The sequence below is a fragment of the Marinobacter flavimaris genome (assembly GCF_045057155.1).
Lineage (GTDB): Bacteria > Pseudomonadota > Gammaproteobacteria > Pseudomonadales > Oleiphilaceae > Marinobacter > Marinobacter manganoxydans.
Genome location: NZ_CP171359.1, coordinates 3,416,854 through 3,437,727 on the forward strand (window position 1 = coordinate 3,416,854; position 20,874 = coordinate 3,437,727).

Sequence of the window (20,874 nt, forward strand, 5' to 3'; positions counted from 1 at the left end):
ATTTAACGGCGCTTACAGCGTACCAGTCACCGTTAATCGATGCTGGTCCATGGATTTCATGAGCGACAGTCTGTTCTGTGGTCGCCGGTTCCGCACCTTCAACGTGGTGGACGATTTTAACCGGGAGGTGCTGGCTATTGAGATTGACCTGAACCTGCCAGCACCGAGGGTCATACGAGTTCTGGAGCGCATCATTGCTTGGCGAGGCTACCCGGCCAAACTACGCATGGATAACGGTCCTGAATTCATCTCGATGGCCTTGGCAGATTGGGCTGAGCAACACGGTATCGAGCTGGAGTTTATCAAGCCGGGCACACCAACTCAGAATTCGTATGTTGAGCGCTTCAATCGGACTTACAGGGACGAGATCTTGAATATGTATGTCTTCCGGAATCTCACCGAAGTCCGAGAACTGACCGAATCCTGGATGACGGAATACAACGATGAGCGCCCTCACGATTCACTGGAAGACCTGACGCCATGGGAATACCTGGCGAAACACCAACGAGCGGAAAACTCTAATCAGCGGTGCAACTGAAACAGGGATGTTTACACTCCGGTGGTGGTCGAGAAAACTGTAACCATCCCCAAGAATGAGCCTGAGGTAGCGACGTTTTGAGTGAAGCTATACCCGCTACGTTTCTCCAGCTGACTTCGATGAAAGGCGAGAAGATAGACGACCGTCCCAAATTTCAAAAAGGATTTCTCGGCTTTCTTTTTTAAGCATGGCTACACGACGGGCAGTCCAGGTTTCAAAGATATATTCCGCCATTTCCGTTGCCACTGGATACGCTGAGCTGTAATTTGCAAAAAGAGCCTCTTCAACTTCTTTCAGAGTTATTGTCAAATCTGGTGTATGACCATCAGGCAGCGCTCCTGTCAGATTGATCCTCCACCGGTATTCCATCCTGAAACTGCACGTTGTCCACGACCAGCTTCAGTTGGTTGAACCCCTTGATCCGCTTCCAGCGTTTCTGGGCGGATTGGAGCAACTTGAACACCATCGATAACGTGGTGTCGCGATTGCCACAAGACCGGCTCCGCTTGGTTCTCAGCCGTACTGTGGCGAAGGTGGATTCAATCGGATTGGTGGTCCGTAAGTGAATCCAGTGAATCGCCGGGAAATCGTAGAAGGCCAGCAGCTCATCCCGGTCCTTCTCCAGGTTTTCCATGGCCTTCGGGTACTTGTCCCGGAACCGCCGCAAAGCGCTGTCAAACGCCTTGTGGGCGCTGTCACGAGTCTCTGCCAGGTAGATCTCATGCAAGGCTGACTTCACCTTCGGTTGCACCGACTTGGGCAGCTTGTCCAGCACATTGGCCGTCTTGTGCACCCAGCACCGCTGGTGCCGGGTGTCCGGAAACACTTTGCTCAGAGCCTTCCAGAAGCCCAGTGCGCCGTCACCCACAGCCAGCCTGGGCGACGGCTCCAGACCACGTTCCCGCAAGTCCGTGAGCAGCTCTCGCCAACTGGCCTCGGACTCCCGGTGGCCATCCTCGACAGCCACCAATTCCTTGTGGCCATGCTCAGTCACGCCGATGATTACCAGCAGACAGAGTCGATCGTCCAGCCGGACGTTGCTGTACACGCCGTCGGCCCACCAGTACACATAGCGTTTCTGGCTCAAGTCCCGGCGCTGCCAGTCCTTGTGCTCATCCAGCCACTTCGCCTTGAGCCGGGAGACCGTGTTCGCCGACAACCCGTTGGCCTGCTCGCCGACCAGCGCGCTCAGGGCCTCCTGGAAGTCACCGGAGGAGACGCCCCGCAGGTAGAGCCAGGGAATCAGTTCCTCCAGACTCCGGGCACGCTTCAGGTAGGGTGGCAGCAGGTGGCTGTTGAAGCGAATGCCAGAGCCACTGCGGTCCCGGACTTTGGGAACCTGGACTTCTACGTCGCCGACGCCGGTCTGAACAGTGCGTTTGGGAAGGTGCCCATTGCGCACCACAGCACGGCGGCCATCCGGTGTCTTGACGTCTGCGCACTGCTTCAACAGGCTCTCCAGCTCCGTCTCGACAGCCTGTGCAATCAGATCACGGGCACCCTGACGGATTAACTCGTGCAAGGGATCGTTGCCGGCTACCTCTGGTTGTGAAAGAGCATGCAGGTTAGACTTGGACATGGCGTATCATTCCTCTGTTGGTTGTGATCGTCGCGGTGATCAACCAACAGGATACGCCACCCCTTCAACCTGCTTCCATACACCAGAAATCACCATAACTCCTTCTTTCAATGACAATCCCTCTCCATCCCACCGTTTCTTCCTGTTCGGTGCATCTTCAAACCAATCAGATGTTAAGCTCATGTTATGCTCCTCCACTGAAGTGAAGTGGTAATCGGGTTCTACCCCGTTGCTGCGGACATTCCCAAACCCGCCAGAGTGGTGGGATAGATATTGCAGCGCTGATGTTCAAGCCACCTCTTCCAATTCAACAGCCCTTAACATCGTAGATAGATCCGGCATTGCTGGTTTGGTAAAAAGTAGATCTCGGAAAATTGCGGGCTCAAACGCAATATTGTTCTCGGTACACGCAGACCTCAGTCTGCGCATAAATGCCATATCCACTTCTTTCATATGGTCAAGCTCAGACTTTAGCTTCAGCAACCGACTATTGTGTTGAGTGTCGTCAATCAGCTCAAACATCTGAGCCTTATAAAGCAGGACAATGGCCTTTCGGATATCTGCTGCGGTAACGTCCTTTCGCACCGGTGCGATGCGTACTATTAGCTCCTCGATCAACTCCTGCTTTTCGAGGGGAGGTAAATCTCTAAGCCTATCACCAACAAGCCCAAGCAACTCTCTAGGTACCGTGACCCATTTTTTCTTGCGTAGCAGAGCTTGATAACTCTCTCGGCTTCCAGGCTTCAAATCAGCACTAGGCTGGCGGGGGCTATCTGTTGTAATCAGCTCTGCCAACCAAATAGTATTGCTGCCAGGCGACATTTTAAGGGCCACTGTATCTATGGCCCTCAAAAACGTGGAAAAAGAGCCGAAGCCCATGTCCTTCTCACTGAATGCGCTATTGACGTTGAGGACACCTTGTTTCAGCACGTTTAGCGGTAGGGGTTCTGTACTTGCAGCCAGGATGGATTCTACGATCTCGGCTGCATCATCGAACTCAAGCTCTCTCGTGTTGGTTGAGACAGGATCTGTATGGATGTAGCGAGAGCAGGACGATTTCACACTCTCACTCAATGGTGAACGAGGGCCAACCCCGATTACTTCCTTTCCCATTTCCCTTAGACGACGAAATAGCGGTGAGAAGTCAGAGTCCCCCGTTGCCAGCACAAACCAATCGACATCAGCTAGCCGCAACGCATGCTCCATGACATCAACAGTCAGCTGGATATCAGCAGAGTTCTTACCACTCACGGGATGAAAACTGTGGATGAGTTCGAATCCTAGTCGATTCAAAGGAGCCTGGAAATTGGAGATACCTGGTTTACTCCAAACTCCATATGCGCGTCGAACAATCACCTGACCAATAGCACTGATATCTGCCATCAACCGCTCAGTACCATCGTCCTTAACCCACTGCGTCAGATTTTCAACGTCGATGAAAACTGCAATTTTAGACTTTTCCAAACACTCTCTCCTTGTCCCGACCAGTAGAAATAACCAGCCCCAATACAGTGGACACGCATTGATAACAGCGACTGGCTGTGGGCTATTACCCAATAATCTCAACTTTGAGTGGTCGATTGAGCTTTATTGACAGATCCTCCAGCAATTTCTTTTTGCTTTTGGTGTTGCTGTGAGTACAAACAAAAAATTTACCGACTTGAACTTGCCCATATTTTGGATGCTTCGATGTCGATACCAGGTCGACTCCGCTCACGGTATGTCTCAGGGCACGAACGTTCTCTAGACCAAAATACTCGATAGTTGCAGCCATCGTCTGAGCGGCATTTTCTCTCTGAATTATAGCCCCATTGGCCAGCGTCACTTTGATGCCTGTCCGAGCAGATTTAGAGTGCGGCCTTATCGAATATCCGGGCTCGATTTTTACTCTTTCACGGGTTTTTATGTCGATTCCAGAGCTCCATTCACTCTGTAATTTTTCCAGTTTAGAGCGAAACTCTTTAAGTTTTTTTCCTGCGCTACTGATAGCTTCAGCGTCGTCATATTGGCTTTTGCTAAATGCAGCGGAACCCTCCTGATTCAATTGGGATTCAACAACCTCAATTTCCTCTAGTATTAAAGAGAATGCAGCCGATACACCATCAGATTTCATGACTTGCTCCAATCTTTCGCACCGTAAAACGCTGAGTAAATGGATGGCCCTTTGCTCCATCCTGATCACGCGCTTGGCTAGGCATGTTTAGTTCCGCAGCTCTGCAATAACTTTCCAGTGCTTCTCCCCTGGAAGCAAACACTCCCAAAACCTCCAGCCATTAACAGGATTGCCCGTTATTGAAACGGCAGCAGACGACGGTGAAGTAAACCGCTTGCCCTGAACTACAAGCGCCCCCTCTGCTACAACCCCGGTATAAAGTTGGCCCTTATAGGTTGCGCGAAATTCGGTCCCATGGGGAAAGGCAACACCCTTACATACCCATGGCTTTCCGCCGGTAGTCTCGTTACCTGCTGTCGGTTTAGATGCTTGATCGTTAAGCCCGAGGAGCAGCCGAATTACGTCATTCTCGGTCATCGACTCAGACTCTCGACGAACTGTTAGCTCTTTGAAAACTTCAAAATCAACTTCGATAGTTGCCATGACTCGGCCTCTCTAATCAGCGACTATAGAGAGAATAGTAGCTTTTATAGTATTTATAGCAAATAAGTTTTGAGTCTATCGAGGGATCTTTTTATGCAAGGCGCCACCAGCATGCGTGAATACAGAATAGAGGCGAACCTGAAGTATAACGACCGATTCTCTTCTGATTCGGAGTTATCAATGCGTGTCTGTTTAAGTTGCGGGATGCCAGGGAGAGGATAGGAAGGATACATTCCGATTGACGGCTTCGATTGGGATAAATCGTCTAGTCTTTCCGGCGTGCCGGAGCGCAACATAGGTGTGCGTCCGGCAATTACCAATTGTTATGGTTTAATCTGGGCGTGAAAACATCTGCTCTTTATCAGGCATTTCACCAAACTCTTTCTCTAGTTTAGTTGCATGATTCTCAAATTCATCGCTAGCAATGTCTGCTGTCCAGATAGGCCTTGCGCTACCGGTGAACGAATCATCATCAAGGAATGGTGCGAAATGAGATTGAACCACCTTATAGATATTTAGCTCGACCCTCATTTTTGCAAAGTCCATCTGACTCCACGGGATCCAGCCATGTTCGGTTAAATACCAGTAGTTCTCATCTTTGGAGAGCTCTTCTGGATAGCATCGAGCATCACTATTCCAGACAGTTGAGTAACTTCTATGAGCTGCCTCTAAAGATCGAAGGAGCGATGTAGCGTCAACACTCGAAACAGCGTGATTGCTACTCAAGCGATCGTCAAAGTTCCGAAACACCGCATCGTTCAGCTCAATATCGACAGGCAGAGATGCTAGTAAACCATTTGCAGACTTGTAGCCTAAAGACTGAGAAAGCAGTTCTTGAGTTCTCGTTGTCTTAATTGCAACTCCTTCGTCTGCTAGAAGACTACGGAGCGAACCGACCACAGAGTGAAACTCTCTTTTGGAACTAATTTTCATATGAATTCTCCTCTGCGAACCCCATTTATTAGCAGCTGAATTCAAATGAAAATTCATGAAGCAGGATTTCGACGAATAGAGTTGGGGCTCAGGCCTCGTTTAGCCCATGCAGCGATGGCTGCATTGCCCTTGATCTTAGCCGCTGAAAAAGCTGTGTCAAATTGTCAGGGTCCATAACGCCAGTATTCCCTCGCCGACATAAAGGCGCTCTGCGTCGCAAAGTCGGTCCGTTGGAGGCCCGCTCAGGCCGGAACAAAATTGAATGACTTGCTAGGCTATTTGACGCCCCCGCTGCTGAAGCATTCACAGCGTAGCAATGCTATTTTATTTCGACCCATCACCTTTAGTCCGGTTTTCTTCCCAGACCTCCCCAATAAAGCCATTAGCCCTTTACCTTCCCTATTTTTGATGCTAAATATCTCGTCTTATCAATTAGTTGATGATCGTCAACGGAATAAATCTCATGCTATCCGTGGATAACGATGAGAAATCTCGCCTTATCACGGTCACCCAAAATCACAGTTTTGGTGACCCCGCCGCAAGTATCTGATTTCAAAGACCACTAGATCTCACCTTAGCGTTGGACTGACAATGTTACGGGAGCAGATCGTGTGGCTCCCTCCGAAAATGCTCGGAGCCATGGATGGCGGAGAGCAAGCGTACAGGGACGTATTCACAGCGGTTTTCGGAGGGAGCCACTCGATTTGCTCTTGCACCCGAACTTGAAGAGCAAAGGAGAAAAACATGTCTGGAAAAACCGTAAACAGCGCCATCCTGCTGCTGGTGATCGGCAACGCCATGGCATTGATCTCTGACGTGTTCATCAAACTCCTCGAACCCGGCGCCCCGGTGTTCCAGTTTGCCTTCCTGCGCTGCCTGATCACCCTGGCACTCCTGCTGCCAATGGCCGGGCAACTGGACCGGAAAAACCTGTTCGCCGGCCTGAAAATCCACACCTTCCGGGCCCACATCCACCTGGCCGGCCTGCTGTGCATGGTAGTCGCCCTGGCCAACCTGCCGCTGGCGACCGCCAACGCCGTGTTCTACGCCGCGCCCATCCTGGTGATGGTGCTCTCGGTATTCCTGTTCCGGGAAAAACTCACGCCGCTGAGTGTCAGCGCGGTGTTCAGCGGCTTTGCCGGTATTGTGCTCATCCTGCGGCCGGTGGAATTCAACTGGGCGGCCGTGGCGGCGCTTGGCTCTGCCTTTGCCCTGGCCATCAACGCAGTGCTGGTCCGAAAACTGCCGAAACAGCAGAGCACCGTTCACAAACTGTTCCTGAATTACCTGCTGATTCTGCCCGCAGCGGGTGCACTGGCCTGGTGGGAAGGCGCCCAATGGGATTCTGGCATCCTGATCGGTGCCATGGGCTCGGCGCTGTTTATTCTCGTTTACAACATCACCGTACTGCTGGCCTATCGGCAGGTGGATGCCAACCAGGTCACCAGCGCCGAATACACCGGGCTTATCTGGGCCGTGGGGATTGGCTGGATCTGGTTCGGTGAAGTGCCCGACCTGTGGTTCCTGGCTGGCAGCCTGATGATTGTGGTGCCCCTGCTGCTCATTGGTCTGCAGCACCGGCGCAAGGAACCTGCAAGGGGGTTCAACCCGGTCCCGGAGCAACAGGGGCGCCGGAACCAGGAGGAATCATTCAGTGCCGGGAAGATTCAATTAGCACGTGAGTGTCGTGAATAATCCGACCGATACGGGCCTCCGGCGGCAATCCGTCACCATAGCCGAGTTTGATGCGGTAATGGCCCGAATGGTGACGGTGCCAGTCGCGTCGACGATCGTATCTGTCGCGATAGACATCCCGCTTGTGTTTCTTGCCCCATCCGCGCTTGTCACCGTGGTACCTGTGGCGATCGTGGTACTTCCGGTCCCATTGATGCTTCTTGTAGTGCCGTGGTTTGTGGTGGTGCCGATGGTGACGGTCGTCCCGATAGTGGGCCTGCAGGAACTTTTTCTGGTGGCCCGGGGGTAGCGCACTCCCCCGCTCATGGTGCGGTTGCCAGCCATGACCGCGGCGGTCATCGTCACCGGCCATCACCGGAGCCGATGCCATCAGGAATGCCGTTACCAGGCTTCCGATCAACAGTCGCTTCATGATGATTCTCCCGTTCTGCTCAGAGACAGATCTCGCATCCGGACCCAGTGCCGGATGCCTCTGAACCCAGATTATCGAAGCGGGAGCGAATGTCAGTGCCTTGGGGCCTGCTTTGCAGGATCTTTACGCAAGGCCCCGTCAGCTTGACGTTTGAATGGCCGGTAGTGTCGTATTTTCTGTCAGAAGGTGAAGAAAACGTTCAGCGCCTCAGGTGGTTCTGCAGTCCTCGAAAATATTGAGCGACGGCTCGATCGCCCCGGTCTTTACGTTCATCAGTCCCAGCATGGAGGAGAACAGGTTGTCGTGGCTCAACGGTTGCGATGCGATCCGGTTGACGCACTCGGCATCAATCCGGTTATCCATCCGGAAACCGTCTGACAACCACACAACCATGGGCACATGGGTCTGGGCCTCCGGCGCCAGCATGTAAGGAATACCGTGCAGGTAGATGCCACCCTCGCCCAGTGACTCGCCATGGTCAGAGACATACACGAGGGCAGTGTTGTAATCCGCCTGCATGGATTTCAGCATGCGCACGGTTTCCCCAAGCAAGCGATCGGTTACCAGAATACTGTCATCGTAGGCGTTGATGATGGCCTGTTGGTCACAGCTCTGCAGTTCATTGCTCTGACACTCGGGCAGGTACTTTTTCTGGTCCGGTTTGCTGCGCTTGTAGTACTCGGGACCGTGACTGCCAAGCTGATGCAACACCATGAAATGGTCGTTGTTTTCTGCAACATCGAGCTGCTGATGGGCACCCTTCAGCAGCACCAGATCATCACAGTACTCGCCCTGGCAAAGGTCGGTATCCTCCGGACGAACGGTCGGAATCCGGTCACACATGCCCTTGCAGCCAGAGTTATTATCCAGCCAGGTACTGACAATGCCGGCGCGGGTCATGACATCCAGGAAGTTATCACTGTTCTTGGCCACGGCTTCATCGTAATCCGATCTGCCCAGCCACGAGAACATACAGGGCACCGACAAGGCCGTTGCGGTCCCGCAGGAGGATACGCGGGGAAAATTGACCAGTGTTCCGCCCGATTGCCGGGCCAGTTTACTGAGCTCCGGGGTGGTATCGCGCTGATAGCCATTCAGACCAAAATGGTCTGCGCGCGCAGTTTCACCAAGAACGAAAACCACCAGATTGGGTTTGGCGCGATCGGAAACCGGGAGAGAAACCGTCGCATCCAGCCCCACCTGCTGGTATTCCTGGGGAAACTGCGCCGCAGCCACCTTGCTACCCAGCGATGCCAGGGCAGCAACACTGTTCACCGGCACCACAAGATCCTTGATGTCGCGGTGATTACGGAACGTTGAAGCCATCTCCTGATAGCTGGTCAACGCCAGTACCAGAATCAGAGCGATATCAACAATGATCGGGGCCAACCAGTGAGTGACCCTTTTCAGGCCCGCCGGCCAGCTCACGCGTGCCAGGAAGAGCAGCACAACCGGAATCACAAAGAAGAGCGCCATGTGCACAAGCAGTCCGAGGCTCAGCAGGCCGCGAGCCTCCTGCACATCGGTTTCGAACACGTTCTGCAGCATGTGCTTGTCGATCAGCACGCCATACGCGTTCATGAAATACCCACTGAGCGCTGCACTTAAAAACAGAAACACCAGTACCGGCTTCAGGATAAATCGTGCCGAAAACAGGCTGATCAGGAGATGGTTGACCAGCAGCAACAAAAACGCGAGTTTGAACATCAGCATCGGCTGATCAAAGCCGACGTATCGATCAAGGGCGGTGTAGAAAGGAACGTTATACAGAGCGGTAAGTGCAAAGGCGCTGATCAACACCAGCCAATGCGGTTTGATTGCAGGCCATTGAAACCGACCGGTTCCGCTATGCACAAACGGCTGCGCGTGAAGAGTGGGTTTTGAGGACAAGCCCATGGGATTTTCCGGGATAAGTGTGATTCAAGGTCTGGTGAGTGTGCTCCCCGAACCTTAAAGCAAACTTAAACGGACTTAGCTCAACTCATCACGCAGGTGGGATTCGATGGCAAAGGTGTGCGGGCAATCCGCACCCATTGCCCTCAGGGACTCTGCAAGGCGCAAGAGATAATCGGCATTCGGGCCACTGGGGCCTGAGGCAGAGGCGATCTGGCGGGCAATATCCGCGTCCGGCGCGTGGCCCAGGAAGGCTTCGTTGTCTTCGGTGGCAATGTAAACCAGGCCGTCGGCATGGCTGCCATCGTCGAAGGTGAGCGTGATGCTCAGGCGCAGATAGCCGTTCTTTTCACGGACATCCAGGTGCTCGAACACTTTGGGTGACACCCTGAACGCCATGCCCTTGCAGACAGCATTTGGCTTTTCTACCAGGGTAACCACGCGGCCGGGGGCCTCCGGCGTGCCCCGATGATCGTGGGAACCCTGCCAGAACCGCCTTTCCCACCCTCGAATCGACGCCGGGCGCTGCTCCAGAAAGGGGAAATCCACCTTGTAGATCAGCGAGCCGTAACCAAACAGCCACACCGACTCCACGCCGGAGAAATCGTATCGTTTGCGATTGTGCTCAATGGTATTGGCAGACATCAGACACCCTGCAGCGAAAACCTGTCCCGCGATACTCTAGGGGTCTGCGCGGCAGAAGTATTTTGAGCAAGTGACCCCGCCGCGTCGAATCACAGTTCGGCCCGAGAACGTATCCACAATATCCAGCCGAATAGAGTCTCGATTCTCTCTATTCAGTCAGTCAAGACGGTTATCAGCGAATGCGTTATCGTAGTCCGATCACTCAGTACGCCCAAGGATCCCTCGGACCCTCTATTTCAGCCTCATCAGTGAACTCATCCGCCTGAGATTAAGCGACAGACAGACCAGATCCCATTCACCCTGCACGGCGTGAAGGCCCCGCAGACTGAACTGTCGGAAGCCCAGAACATGCTTGATCCAGCCGTTGACCGCCTCAACCAGATGCTTGCGCTGAGCGTAAACCGATCGCCCGGTTGCCGTGGCCAGCTTCCCGGCCATCCGGGCGCTGGCCGGATAACGGCTCGCGTCTATCTCTGAACTCTTCTTGCCCTCCCGGCGCAGCGAGACATAGCCGTCGATGCTTTTGTCTTCCAGGGTCTGTAGATCTTCTTCTTTACGGTAACCCGCGTCAGCCAGACACTGATCCGGATAGGTTTCCAGAGTGTCTTTTGCCTGATCCAGCAGTGGTATCAGACAGCCATTGTCACTGGGATTATTGCCCAGGTGGTTGGCGACAATCAGCTGGAATTCACCATCCACGGCCAACTGGCCGTTGTAGCATTGCTGGAACCCGTCCGCCGTTTTCATAATCCGGCTTTGCGGATCGGTAAAATTGCTCTGATCCTTGTCATCCGGAACCCCATAATCCCGCTTGAAGTTCGGGCCCCCGCGAGGTGAGCGCCGATCATCGTCCGGGGACCGACCCCGGGCCTTGTCCCGCTCTTTCTGGTCTGCTTCCAATTTCTCTTTGGCGGCACGAATCTTGTCCAGCCGCGCCTGCCGGTACTGAAGCTCTTCAGGCAGTTCATCACCCCGGTTATCCGGGCCGAACTGTCGGTCTTCCGACTGGTCTGTCTGACGCGCCTGACGACAAAGTGCATCGATCTCTTTCGATAAACGATCGTCTTCCTCGCCCATGCGGCCATAGCTCATGGCCTTGTGCTTGCTGGCATTAGCCCGAACCTTGGTGCCATCAATCGCCAGTGTTCCCAGCGTGATCAGCTCCGCTTCCCGGGCAATCCGGACCACCTGAATAAACACGGCCTTGAAGGCAACCAAATGGTGTTTGCGGAAATCACAGATCGTGCGATGCCTGGGGAAGTTGCCTGCCGCCAGAACCCGGAAGGCCACGTCTTCTTCCAGCTTCCGGGCGATCTTGCGTGAAGAGAAAACGCCGGTGGCGTAGGCGTAGATCAGAACCTTCAGCATCATTCGTGGATCGAAGGGCGAGTTGCGTCGGCCGTTGCCTTCGTAGCGGGCATAAAACGCGCTTAAATCCAGCTCCTCGACGACATCACTGACAAAATAGGCCAGATGCCCCTCAGGCAGCCACTCGTTCAGGCTCGGGGGAAGAAGCAGTTCCTGGCCAGGCGAATACGGGCGGAAAGTGGTTCCCATCAGTCATCCTGTTGCTGAAGAATTTTGATCTATTGTGCCAGAATGTAGCTTCTGCCGCGCAGACTCCTAGCGGGGGCATTTGAACAGAAACTTACGGTTTCACCCTCGCGGATCCTCCTCAAACCGTAAATTCCTGCGCAATCTTCCCCCTGCCCATTTACGGCCGTGGGTTGAGATCGAGCGGATACTTCATTAAATCCAGATAATCCCAGTTATTGCGGCATACCCAATTCATCACAGTCCCCGGTGGATCCGGGTTCTTGGTAAAGGTCTTCACTGCGCTTTCATACTGTTCTAAAGAACAACTGTCCTCACCAAATTGTTCCTGGTTGGTGCGTAGTCCCGCTAGGTCATGGGCCTCAAATTGGGAGCGAAAGGCTGTAACGGTTTGATCCGGATTGATGGCGAAGAAAAAGTAATCCTGGGTATCCAGCATGGTTTCAATCACCGCCTGGATGATTGGATTACCGGCTGGCACCAAGCCGTGATATGTGGCATGGCCATAGAATTCAAACCCAAAGTGAAGCACCTTGTACTGGCTTGTTCCAAGCACTGAATGGCCGAAGTTCATACCTTGCATTGTTACCTGGTTCGGAATTGGTTTCTCTGGCCTTACCGCAATAAAACCGCACTTTTCTTTCCGGTCCTCCACATAACCCAATGCGAAACAAGGCGCTTGCGCGGCCATAAGATCACGGATCAACAATTGATTGACCGTAAGGCGTGGAAGGTAGTTGTGGACTTCGCCCATCTATTTCGTTTCCTCATGTTTGATAAAGTAGGTACCGTTAGGCAATACATGCTTGTACGGCAGTAGGGAAATATGAGCCAGCAGGTTGTCATCCACTGTCTCACCCTGATTTCTGAGTTCATCGACGATGTTGCTGATCCTGGAGGTGTTCCAGTACAGAATGGCGTTGGATACCAGGCTTAAAGCACTTGCCTTATTCATGATCTCCAGGTAATCACCGGTAGTGAATTCACCTTGGTTGGCAAAGAAGATCCAGCGCGGCAGATTGTGCCGGTATTCCCCTTTGTTGAGCTGGAGCTGAACCGTGCGGCGCAAATCCTTGTCCGTAATGTAGCGCAGGATGTATTCAGTTTTGATGATCCTGCCCAGGTTGGTGAAGGCTTTCGCCAGACGGTCAGAGGGAAAGCTGTTGGTCAGCCGCTCCACGATCACATGTGCCGGTGCCGTGCGTTCCTTTAGCGACGTGGCAACATGAATCATTTCATCCCATTGCTCCTCAACAATATCCAGATCCGCCGTCTTGTTCAGTAAAGGCGTGAATATGCCGTAATTGACGTTACGCTCCACCCGGTAGAGCTGTTGATCCTTGAGGTCGCGGATCCGGGGCATGAAGTAGTACCCCAGCAAATAGCACAAGGCGAAGATAATTTCGGTGTAGCCGTGGGTATCGGTGGTGTGCTCCCTGATCTTCAGAATGGTATTGTTTTCCAGTATTCCATCGAGGACATACAGGGCTTCCCTGGGATTACAGGAAATGGCCTTGGTGCTGTATACCGAGTATTGATCGGACACATGGGTGTAGATGCCGATCGCTTTCTCATAGTAGCCGTAGTATCGGGGATAGTACGCCGCCAACAGGCTATCAGCCCGGATCCGGAAGCGCTGCGCATCCGATGATGACACCTGGCCGGATCCGTGCACCTCACTAAACGGCAATTGGTGATGCTGGTTCACAATTTCGGCGCTGGCCGCCGTAATGGTTTCCTCGCGCACGTAGAACTGCAAGACGTGGCGCAGCATATCCACTGAGACATCATCAACGCTTGCACTCATGGCCACGACACCGAGATTGGTGGCCTGGGAAATCAGGGCCGAAATCAGCGTTTTATAGAAATTCTTGGGCCTGGAGTGATGTTGCTGCACCGGGATAAAGTGCCGGGTGAAATTGGTTTCCCTGTCCACCTCCATCAGCAATTCTTCAATGCGAATCGTGGGCATACTGGCATCGATGACCTTCTGGAGTTTCTTCACCGCCTCAGGGATTTCTGCCTTGTCATCGCGCTTCAGTTTAAGGTTGCCATCCTTGATGTCGGCAAAGGTGTCCAGGCCGAAACGCTTGTCCGCTTCCCCCACACTTTGGTGGAATTGCAGAATCAATTGCGCTTTCACCTGGTCTTTGAACGGTTGCTGTAGGTCTTCATAAGCGGCTTCGCGGGTGTCCTCCCAGCGGTGCTGATTCAGCATCAGATCCCAGAAAGACACGTGCTGTTTGCTTTTGGGTACAAACAGATCCCCGGAGCGCAAGGCCTCCTTCATGGCCATAGCCACGCCCAGTTCCCAGGCGTTGCGCTGGATCTTGCCGTTTTTGCCTTTCAAGCAGCGCCGCAGCTCCTTGGGAATGAAATACGTGGGCACGTCATCAGGCAGGTTTTTCAATTCACCGGAATCAAGTTGGCGAATCAGTTGTATGGAGTTCAGAAGGGGTTCGGTACCGGGTTTGGCTTGGAACGGCAGAAGTAGGAATTCCGGGAAATACTTGCGTAAACTGGGATAGCGAGCCAGCAGCAAATCACCATAGCCGCGCTCTTCCAGGCGCTTGAAGATATGTAAATCATCCACGGACTCCAGCAGTTTCTTTTCATCAATGCGTTGCCACAGATCCACCTTGTTCAACGGCCTGTCATCCGGCCAATCCAGAATCAGGTGGGTTGCATCCAGCACCGTATCAATGGCTTTCTTCTGGCGCTTGCGAAATTCGCGGTGCTTTTTCTCGTGAACCTGCTTGCCTTTGCGCAGCATGTCCAGGATGTACTGGTCGTGCATCTTCACCAAATGATCCAGCAGTACCTTGCGCGTTTCCAGCAAGAAACACAGCATCAGTGAATAGCGCTTGTTATCCTTGAACCGTTTGATGTCCTTGGCGTTATAGCGACGTGCCAGTTTGTAGAGGTAATCCATAAAGGCCGGATCCACGATTCGGGATTCAATGGCATCGATGCCAGTACCATCGAGAGACCAGTAACGCTCCAGGTAGCTTTGAATCGACGATATGGTGGCCGAGGGCGGATATTCTTTCAGAAGGTAGAACAGCGATCGCTGATCACCTGGCACAGCGATCAATAGCTCATCGATGGCCTGTCGGATTTCCACTGATAGTTGCCGGTAAAGCGACTCAAACAATCGCTCATGCACCTCGGAGCAAACGCTGATAATCAAGCGTTCCATAACACTTGGCCCCGGCAGGATCACCTTGGCGGCCAGCAGATATTGCTCTGCGCGTAGAAACAGCTCATCCGGTAAGAAGCCTTGCTCCGCCTGTTTGGAGAGCCACTTTTCAAGGCTAGCTTGGGCGGTGTCGTCGTATTTGGAAAAGCCCAGATAAGTCAGGATGTTTTTGCGTTGCTCGGAAAAGGTGGCATCCCGCTCCGGGGTGTTGATGGTCAACGATGGCGGCAATTCGAGTTGGCTGTTCAGGTAACTCACAATGCGTGGCGATAGGTCGTTGACCTCCACCAAGAAACGGCCATACAAGCGCACGGCACAAAGCTGAATGGCGATGAATAAGCGAGAGTTGGTGCGGTAGCGATTAACTTCTTTCTTGTCGGCTTCCGACAGCGTCCAGTCCCTGGCCATTTCCTCATCGGAGAAGTCCTGCGGCAATGTCACTGGCTGGTAACGCTGCCGTTGGGTCAGGAACTTCTCTTTGGCAGTCATGAAGAAAATCCTAGACTAATTCTTGAAGGCGATATTCCAAACCCCTTCAAAACGCTTTCTCAACAAGGGTTCCGGGACGTGAGGTGTAAAAGGTGCGTACTTTTTCACGGCCTCGTAAATCTGCTCTTTCTCCTTACCCTTGATCTCCTTTAACAGGCGTACCGCATCCTGAATATCCTTGTCATGACGTGAGGCATGAACCTTGTGGGCCAGGAGCTCTTCCCAGCTCGCAGCTTTTAAGATCAGGAAGGGATGCTGAAAAATAATAACATTGGAGGTAGTTTCCAGGCCGAAAAAACTCACGCTGTCATTGAACCACAGGGATTTTTCATCTGCGGCCAAGCCCATTTCATCACCAACTTGCTTGATCAATTTAATCAACAACTGCTTGTTGGCCGGGTTCGCCGGGAAAATTGCATCGACATCCTGAGTCATGGCCCGTGAGTGAAAATACATCAGACTGATGATGCCCCCACAACAAGTCAGTTCCAACCGCTTATTTTCTTTCTGGAGCAAGTCACCTAAACGTTTAAGCGCTTTGGTTAAAGTCTGAATGCTGATTTGTTTGCCGGTACTGGAATACTGGTACATGTAAAATCCTTATACAAAGAACATGAAGTCGCGCGGTGCAAAAATATTGCGCTTGCTGAAAATGGGCGATACCAAGTCACCCTCGTAAAAATCCCGATATTCTTCCGGAATAACAGAAAATTCTTTTTGTACTGCCGGAATCCGCTGACACCAATCAGGCGCTTGCGCAGGATGAGATTTCGGTGGCTCCGACCAAACCTCGGCCATGCGTTCCAAAAAGCAGGCCTTCAACGCATATTTCAGGGCATCCTTTTCGTGGGGATCCGGCACCTGGGCTAAATCCCACTCCTTCCGCCAGAAGAGCTGCACATCATCCATAAACGCCACAGTGTCATGTTGAATGGCAGATTCACACATGCGATCCAGAATGCCACCAGGTGTTAGAACATCCCGTTTCGGAAGTGCATCTACCTCCAGGGAAACATTCAGGCCCAGCTTGAGCGCCATGTTGACCAGCGCGTCCACGCGAAATTCTCTGGCCTTACCATTAAACAAGGCACTCACCCGTGGCTGGGAAATGCCAAGCCGCTCAGCGGCTTCAATTTGGGTCAAATGGTTTTGAACCAGGGTGTCGCGCACGGCGCGAGCCAGGGTTGCCCGGATTTTCAGATTTTCTACCTGGATGGCTTCATCATTTACGGCCTGCATTGCAGTACCTCCTGCATGTGCTCAATGCCAATTTCACGCATGATACCACAAGAAATATAAACTATACATTTACTTTAATACTTTAAAGGTAAATAAAACCCTCGTTTTATTAACTGATTAGCGCAGGCCTTGAAAGATGTCATTTTCAGAAGACGACTGCACCAATTGACGGGGCGTAACGCCAGATGTGCAGGCGACTCCTGACAACGCAATATCAGAAGTCATCTGCACCAATCTCGACTATGCTCAATACTCGTGTGCACCAAAGCGAGGTGTGAGCATGGCGTCAGACACATCATTGATTGCCGAGCAAGGCGTGGCCACCCTGCCCGATGCGGCTTGGGCGCAGGCCCGGCAACGGGCGGAAATCATCGGGCCGCTGGCAGCGCTTGATGTGGTCGGGCATGAAGCCGCCGATGCCGCTGCTCACGCGCTTGGCCTGTCCAGGCGGCAGGTGTATGTCCTAATCCGCCGTGCCCGGCAAGGTGCTGGGCTTGTGACGGACCTGGCTCGCAGCCGATCCGGCGGCGGAAAAGGCAAGGGACGCTTGCCGGAATCAGTTGAGCGCATCATCCGCGAGTTGCTGCAAAAGCGCTTCCTGACCAAGCAGAAGCGTAGCCTGGCAGCGTTCCACCGCGAGGTCGCGCAGGCTTGCAAAGCGCAAAAGCTGCGGGCGCCGGCGCGCAACACCGTGGCTCTGCGGATCGCCGGCCTCGATCCGCTCAAGGCCACTCGCCGCCGGGAAGGTCAGGATGCGTCCCGCAGCCTGCAAGGTGTCGGTGGTGAGCCTCCCGCCGTGACCGCGCCACTGGAACAAGTGCAGATTGATCACACGGTCATCGACCTGATCGTGGTGGACGAGCGCGACCGGCAACCGATTGGCCGTCCGTATCTGACCATCGCCATCGACGTGTTTACCCGCTGCGTGCTCGGCATGGTCGTCACGCTGGAAGCGCCGTCATCTGTTTCGGTCGGCCTGTGCCTTGTGCATGTCGCCTGCGACAAGCGTCCCTGGCTGGAGGGTCTGAACATAGAAATGGAGTGGCCGATGAGCGGCAAGCCCAGGCTGCTCTACCTGGACAACGCGGCCGAGTTCAAGAGCGAAGCGCTACGCCGAGGCTGCGAGCAGCATGGCATCCGGCTTGACTATCGCCCGCTCGGGCAGCCGCACTACGGCGGCATCGTGGAACGGATCATCGGCACGGCGATGCAGATGATCCACGACGAATTGCCAGGGACGACCTTCTCCAACCCTGACCAGCGCGGCGACTACGATTCCGAAAACAAGGCCGCCCTGACGCTGCGTGAGCTGGAGCGCTGGCTCACATTGGCGGTCGGCACCTACCACGGCTCCGTGCACAACGGCCTGCTCCAGCCGCCGGCAGCGCGCTGGGCCGAAGCTATCGCGCGGACCGGCGTGCCAACCGTCATCACTCGCACCACGGCTTTTCTGGTCGATTTTCTGCCCATCATCCGCCGCACGCTGACCCGCACCGGCTTCGTCATCGACCACATCCATTACTACGCCGATGCGCTCAAGCCGTGGATAGCTCGGCGCGACCGCTTGCCTGCGTTCCTGATCCGGCGCGACCCGCGCGACATCAGCCGCATTTGGGTGCTGGAGCCGGAGGGGCAGCACTATCTGGAAATTCCATACCGCACCTTGTCGCACCCGGCTGTCACCCTCTGGGAACAACGACAGGCGCTGGCGAAATTGCGGCAGCAAGGGCGCGAACAGGTGGATGAGTCGGCGCTGTTTCGCATGATCGGCCAGATGCGCGAAATCGTGTCCACCGCGCAGAAAGCTACGCGCAAGGCGCGGCGCGACGCGGATCGACGCCAGCATCTCAAGGCAACGGCAGTTCTTTTCAAAACCACGCCACCACCGGACGCGGACATGGCTGACCCGCAGGCAGACAACCAGCCACCTGCCAAACCGTTCGACCAGATTGAGGAGTGGTAGCCGTGGAAGAATATCCCATCATCGACTTGTCCCACCTGATGCCGGTGGCCCAGGGCTTGGCCCGTCTTCCGGCGGACGAACGCATCCATCGCCTTCGCGCTGACCGCTGGATCGGCTATCCGCGAGCAGTCGAGGCGCTGAATCGGCTGGAAGCCCTGTATGCGTGGCCGAACAAACAACGCATGCCCAACCTGCTGTTGGTCGGTCCAACCAACAACGGCAAGTCGATGATCGTCGAGAAATTCCGCCGCACCCACCCGGCCAGCTCCGACGCCGACCAGGAGCACATTCCGGTACTGGTCGTGCAGATGCCATCCGAACCGTCGGTAATCCGCTTCTACGTCGCGCTACTTGCCGCGATGGGCGCGCCATTGCGCCCGCGCCCACGGCTGCCGGAAATGGAGCAATTGGCGCTGGCACTGCTACGCAAGGTCGGCGTGCGCATGCTGGTGATCGACGAATTGCACAACGTCCTGGCCGGCAACAGCGTCAACCGCCGGGAATTCCTCAACCTGCTGCGTTTCCTCGGCAACGAGCTGCGCATCCCGCTGGTCGGGGTCGGCACACGCGATGCCTACTTGGCGATCCGCTCGGACGACCAGTTGGAAAACCGCTTCGAGCCGATGATGCTGCCGGTGTGGGAGGCCAACGACGATTGCTGCTCACTGCTGGCCAGCTTCGCGGCTTCGCTCCCGCTGCGGCGACCCTCGTCGATTGCCACGCTGGATATGGCCCGCTACCTGCTCACGCGCAGCGAGGGCACCATCGGCGAGCTGGCGCACCTGTTGATGGCGGCGGCCGTCGCTGCCGTGGAGAGCGGTGAGGAAGCGATCAACCATCGTACGCTCAGCATGGCCGATTACACCGGTCCCAGCGAGCGGCGGCGGCAATTCGAGCGGGAACTGATGTGAAGCCAGCGCCACACTGGCCACTGCATCCGGCTCCCAGGGAAGGCGAAGCCTTGTCTTCGTGGCTCAACCGCGTGGCCCTTTGCTATCACATGGAGGTGTCCGAGCTGCTGGAGCACGATCTTGGTCACGGCCAGGTTGATGACCTGGACACCGCGCCACCACTGGCGCTGCTGGCGATGCTCTCCCAGCGGAGCGGCATCGAGCCGGACCGGCTGCGTTGCATGAGTTTCGCCGGCTGGGTGCCTTGGCTACTGGACAGCCTTGATGATCAGATTCCAGATGCATTGGAAACCTATGCGTTCCAGCTCTCGGTGCTGCTGCCGAAACTCCGCCGTAGGACGCGATCCATCACGAGCTGGCGTGCCTGGCTGCCCAGCCAGCCGATACATCGCGCCTGCCCGCTCTGTCTGAACGATCCGGAGAACCAAGCCGTACTGCTCGCGTGGAAGCTGCCCCTGATGCTGAGCTGCCCACTGCATGGCTGCTGGCTGGAATCCTATTGGGGCGTGCCAGGGCGGTTTCTCGGCTGGGAGAACGCCGACGCCGAACCGCGCACTGCCAGCGACGCGATTGCGGCGATGGACCAGCGTACCTGGCAGGCACTGACGACCGGCCACGTGGAGTTGCCGCGCCGACGCATCCGCGCCGGATTGTGGTTTAGGCTGCTACGCACGCTGCTCGATGAGCTGAACACCCCGCTTTCGACGTGCGGCACCTACGCGGGGTATCTCCGCCAAATCTGGGAATGCTGCGGGCATCCGCTGCGTGCTGGGCAAAGTCTGTGGCGACCGTATGAAACCCTGAACCCGGCAGTACGGTTGCAGATGCTGGAGGCGGCGGCAACGGCAATCAGCTTGATTGAGGTGAGGGATATAAGCCCGCCAGGCGAGCACGCAAAGCTATTCTGGTCCGAGCCCCAAACCGGGTTCACCAGTGGCCTGCCGGCGAAAGCGCCGAAGCCCGAACCCGTCGATCACTGGCAGCGTGCAATCCAGGCCATTGATGAGGCCATCATTGAAGCACGACACAACCCCGAGACGGCACGCTCGCTGTTCGCGTTGGCTTCCTATGGTCGGCGCGACCCCGCTTCCTTGGAACAGTTGCGCGCCACCTTCGCGAAGGAAGGCATCCCCCCGGAATTTCTGTCACATTATGAGCCTAGCCTACCCTTTGCATGCCTTAGACAGAATGACGGGTTAAGTGACAAATTTTGACGTGCAGAGCTTCC

The 20,874-nt window shown here is 54.7% G+C and carries 18 protein-coding genes and 1 pseudogene; 5 read left to right on the forward strand and 14 right to left on the reverse strand.

Annotated features, from left to right (window positions below; translation table 11 throughout):
* Positions 1-16: 16 nt before the first annotated feature.
* Positions 17-538 (forward strand): annotated as a pseudogene (locus ACGK9W_RS16020) (integrase core domain-containing protein); the annotation flags it as partial.
* A 325-nt stretch (positions 539-863) separates the two neighbouring features.
* Here the strand turns inward: ACGK9W_RS16020 and ACGK9W_RS16025 are convergent.
* The 6 genes from ACGK9W_RS16025 to ACGK9W_RS16050 form a co-directional block, all read right to left on the reverse strand.
* Positions 864-2,117, reverse strand: coding sequence for an IS256 family transposase (locus ACGK9W_RS16025; RefSeq protein ID WP_008172221.1), 1,254 nt, complete (start codon positions 2,115-2,117; stop codon positions 864-866).
* 39 nt (positions 2,118-2,156) lie between these two features.
* Complete coding sequence (locus ACGK9W_RS16030) at positions 2,157-2,300, reverse strand: hypothetical protein (protein ID WP_405417528.1); 144 nt, start codon at positions 2,298-2,300, stop codon at positions 2,157-2,159.
* Between the two features lie 105 nt (positions 2,301-2,405).
* Complete coding sequence (locus tag ACGK9W_RS16035) at positions 2,406-3,581, reverse strand: NYN domain-containing protein (RefSeq protein ID WP_405417530.1); 1,176 nt, start codon at positions 3,579-3,581, stop codon at positions 2,406-2,408.
* Between the two features lie 85 nt (positions 3,582-3,666).
* Complete coding sequence (locus ACGK9W_RS16040; protein WP_288367445.1) at positions 3,667-4,230, reverse strand: hypothetical protein; 564 nt, start codon at positions 4,228-4,230, stop codon at positions 3,667-3,669.
* A gap of 87 nt (positions 4,231-4,317) precedes the next feature.
* Complete coding sequence (locus tag ACGK9W_RS16045) at positions 4,318-4,713, reverse strand: DUF4357 domain-containing protein (protein WP_126810981.1); 396 nt, start codon at positions 4,711-4,713, stop codon at positions 4,318-4,320.
* Between the two features lie 330 nt (positions 4,714-5,043).
* Entirely contained in the window at positions 5,044-5,646 is a 603-nt protein-coding gene (locus ACGK9W_RS16050) for a hypothetical protein (RefSeq protein WP_126810980.1), read from the reverse strand.
* A gap of 744 nt (positions 5,647-6,390) precedes the next feature.
* On the opposite strand from ACGK9W_RS16050, the gene ACGK9W_RS16055 reads away from it, so the two are divergent.
* Positions 6,391-7,341 (forward strand): DMT family transporter, encoded by a 951-nt coding sequence (locus tag ACGK9W_RS16055; protein WP_104270935.1) that lies wholly within the window; start codon positions 6,391-6,393, stop codon positions 7,339-7,341.
* On the opposite strand, the gene ACGK9W_RS16060 is transcribed toward ACGK9W_RS16055, so the two are convergent.
* From ACGK9W_RS16060 to ACGK9W_RS16095, 8 genes are all read right to left on the reverse strand, one after another.
* On the reverse strand, positions 7,298-7,753 hold the full coding sequence (locus ACGK9W_RS16060) for a hypothetical protein (protein WP_146083415.1): 456 nt from the start codon (positions 7,751-7,753) through the stop codon (positions 7,298-7,300). The two genes, ACGK9W_RS16055 and ACGK9W_RS16060, sit on opposite strands and share 44 nt — an antisense overlap.
* A 207-nt stretch (positions 7,754-7,960) precedes the next feature.
* The gene (locus ACGK9W_RS16065; protein WP_082220551.1) at positions 7,961-9,649 is read right to left on the reverse strand and encodes a phosphoethanolamine transferase; all 1,689 of its coding nucleotides are present in this window, start codon (positions 9,647-9,649) and stop codon (positions 7,961-7,963) included.
* Between the two features lie 75 nt (positions 9,650-9,724).
* Entirely contained in the window at positions 9,725-10,291 is a 567-nt protein-coding gene (locus ACGK9W_RS16070; RefSeq protein WP_092030729.1) for a gamma-glutamylcyclotransferase, read from the reverse strand.
* Between the two features lie 231 nt (positions 10,292-10,522).
* The gene (locus tag ACGK9W_RS16075; RefSeq protein WP_053112091.1) at positions 10,523-11,848 is read right to left on the reverse strand and encodes an IS1182 family transposase; all 1,326 of its coding nucleotides are present in this window, start codon (positions 11,846-11,848) and stop codon (positions 10,523-10,525) included.
* Positions 11,849-12,005: 157 nt separating this feature from the next.
* A complete protein-coding gene (locus ACGK9W_RS16080; RefSeq protein ID WP_405417538.1) occupies positions 12,006-12,599 on the reverse strand; it encodes a hypothetical protein in 594 nt (197 codons plus the stop codon).
* Entirely contained in the window at positions 12,600-15,533 is a 2,934-nt protein-coding gene (locus ACGK9W_RS16085; protein WP_405417541.1) for a Tn3 family transposase, read from the reverse strand.
* A gap of 15 nt (positions 15,534-15,548) precedes the next feature.
* Positions 15,549-16,124 (reverse strand): hypothetical protein, encoded by a 576-nt coding sequence (locus ACGK9W_RS16090; protein ID WP_405417544.1) that lies wholly within the window; start codon positions 16,122-16,124, stop codon positions 15,549-15,551.
* 9 nt (positions 16,125-16,133) lie between these two features.
* On the reverse strand, positions 16,134-16,772 hold the full coding sequence (locus tag ACGK9W_RS16095; RefSeq protein WP_405417546.1) for a helix-turn-helix domain-containing protein: 639 nt from the start codon (positions 16,770-16,772) through the stop codon (positions 16,134-16,136).
* A 280-nt stretch (positions 16,773-17,052) separates the two neighbouring features.
* Between ACGK9W_RS16095 and ACGK9W_RS16100 the strand changes: the two genes are divergently transcribed.
* From ACGK9W_RS16100 to ACGK9W_RS16110, 3 genes are read left to right on the forward strand one after another with little or no spacing between them, the layout of a single operon-like run.
* Entirely contained in the window at positions 17,053-18,735 is a 1,683-nt protein-coding gene (locus tag ACGK9W_RS16100; protein WP_010791757.1) for a Mu transposase C-terminal domain-containing protein, read from the forward strand.
* 2 nt (positions 18,736-18,737) lie between these two features.
* Positions 18,738-19,646, forward strand: a complete 909-nt coding sequence (locus ACGK9W_RS16105) for a TniB family NTP-binding protein (protein ID WP_000393453.1) — start codon at positions 18,738-18,740, stop codon at positions 19,644-19,646.
* Positions 19,643-20,860 (forward strand): TniQ family protein, encoded by a 1,218-nt coding sequence (locus tag ACGK9W_RS16110; protein WP_405417551.1) that lies wholly within the window; start codon positions 19,643-19,645, stop codon positions 20,858-20,860. The genes ACGK9W_RS16105 and ACGK9W_RS16110 overlap by 4 nt, the downstream gene beginning before the upstream one ends.
* The last annotated feature ends 14 nt before the right edge of the window (positions 20,861-20,874 follow it).

Bases quoted from the DNA above. Each gene is read 5' to 3' on its own strand.
- ACGK9W_RS16025 (WP_008172221.1), bottom strand. From the start codon at position 2,117: ATGTCCAAGTCTAACCTGCATGCTCTTTCACAACCAGAGGTAGCCGGC.
- ACGK9W_RS16030 (WP_405417528.1), bottom strand. From the start codon at position 2,300: ATGAGCTTAACATCTGATTGGTTTGAAGATGCACCGAACAGGAAGAAA.
- ACGK9W_RS16040 (WP_288367445.1), bottom strand. From the start codon at position 4,230: ATGAAATCTGATGGTGTATCGGCTGCATTCTCTTTAATACTAGAGGAA.
- ACGK9W_RS16045 (WP_126810981.1), bottom strand. From the start codon at position 4,713: ATGGCAACTATCGAAGTTGATTTTGAAGTTTTCAAAGAGCTAACAGTT.
- ACGK9W_RS16050 (WP_126810980.1), bottom strand. From the start codon at position 5,646: ATGAAAATTAGTTCCAAAAGAGAGTTTCACTCTGTGGTCGGTTCGCTC.
- ACGK9W_RS16055 (WP_104270935.1), top strand. From the start codon at position 6,391: ATGTCTGGAAAAACCGTAAACAGCGCCATCCTGCTGCTGGTGATCGGC.
- ACGK9W_RS16060 (WP_146083415.1), bottom strand. From the start codon at position 7,753: ATGAAGCGACTGTTGATCGGAAGCCTGGTAACGGCATTCCTGATGGCA.
- ACGK9W_RS16065 (WP_082220551.1), bottom strand. From the start codon at position 9,649: ATGGGCTTGTCCTCAAAACCCACTCTTCACGCGCAGCCGTTTGTGCAT.
- ACGK9W_RS16070 (WP_092030729.1), bottom strand. From the start codon at position 10,291: ATGTCTGCCAATACCATTGAGCACAATCGCAAACGATACGATTTCTCC.
- ACGK9W_RS16075 (WP_053112091.1), bottom strand. From the start codon at position 11,848: ATGGGAACCACTTTCCGCCCGTATTCGCCTGGCCAGGAACTGCTTCTT.
- ACGK9W_RS16080 (WP_405417538.1), bottom strand. From the start codon at position 12,599: ATGGGCGAAGTCCACAACTACCTTCCACGCCTTACGGTCAATCAATTG.
- ACGK9W_RS16085 (WP_405417541.1), bottom strand. From the start codon at position 15,533: ATGACTGCCAAAGAGAAGTTCCTGACCCAACGGCAGCGTTACCAGCCA.
- ACGK9W_RS16090 (WP_405417544.1), bottom strand. From the start codon at position 16,124: ATGTACCAGTATTCCAGTACCGGCAAACAAATCAGCATTCAGACTTTA.
- ACGK9W_RS16095 (WP_405417546.1), bottom strand. From the start codon at position 16,772: ATGCAGGCCGTAAATGATGAAGCCATCCAGGTAGAAAATCTGAAAATC.
- ACGK9W_RS16100 (WP_010791757.1), top strand. From the start codon at position 17,053: ATGGCGTCAGACACATCATTGATTGCCGAGCAAGGCGTGGCCACCCTG.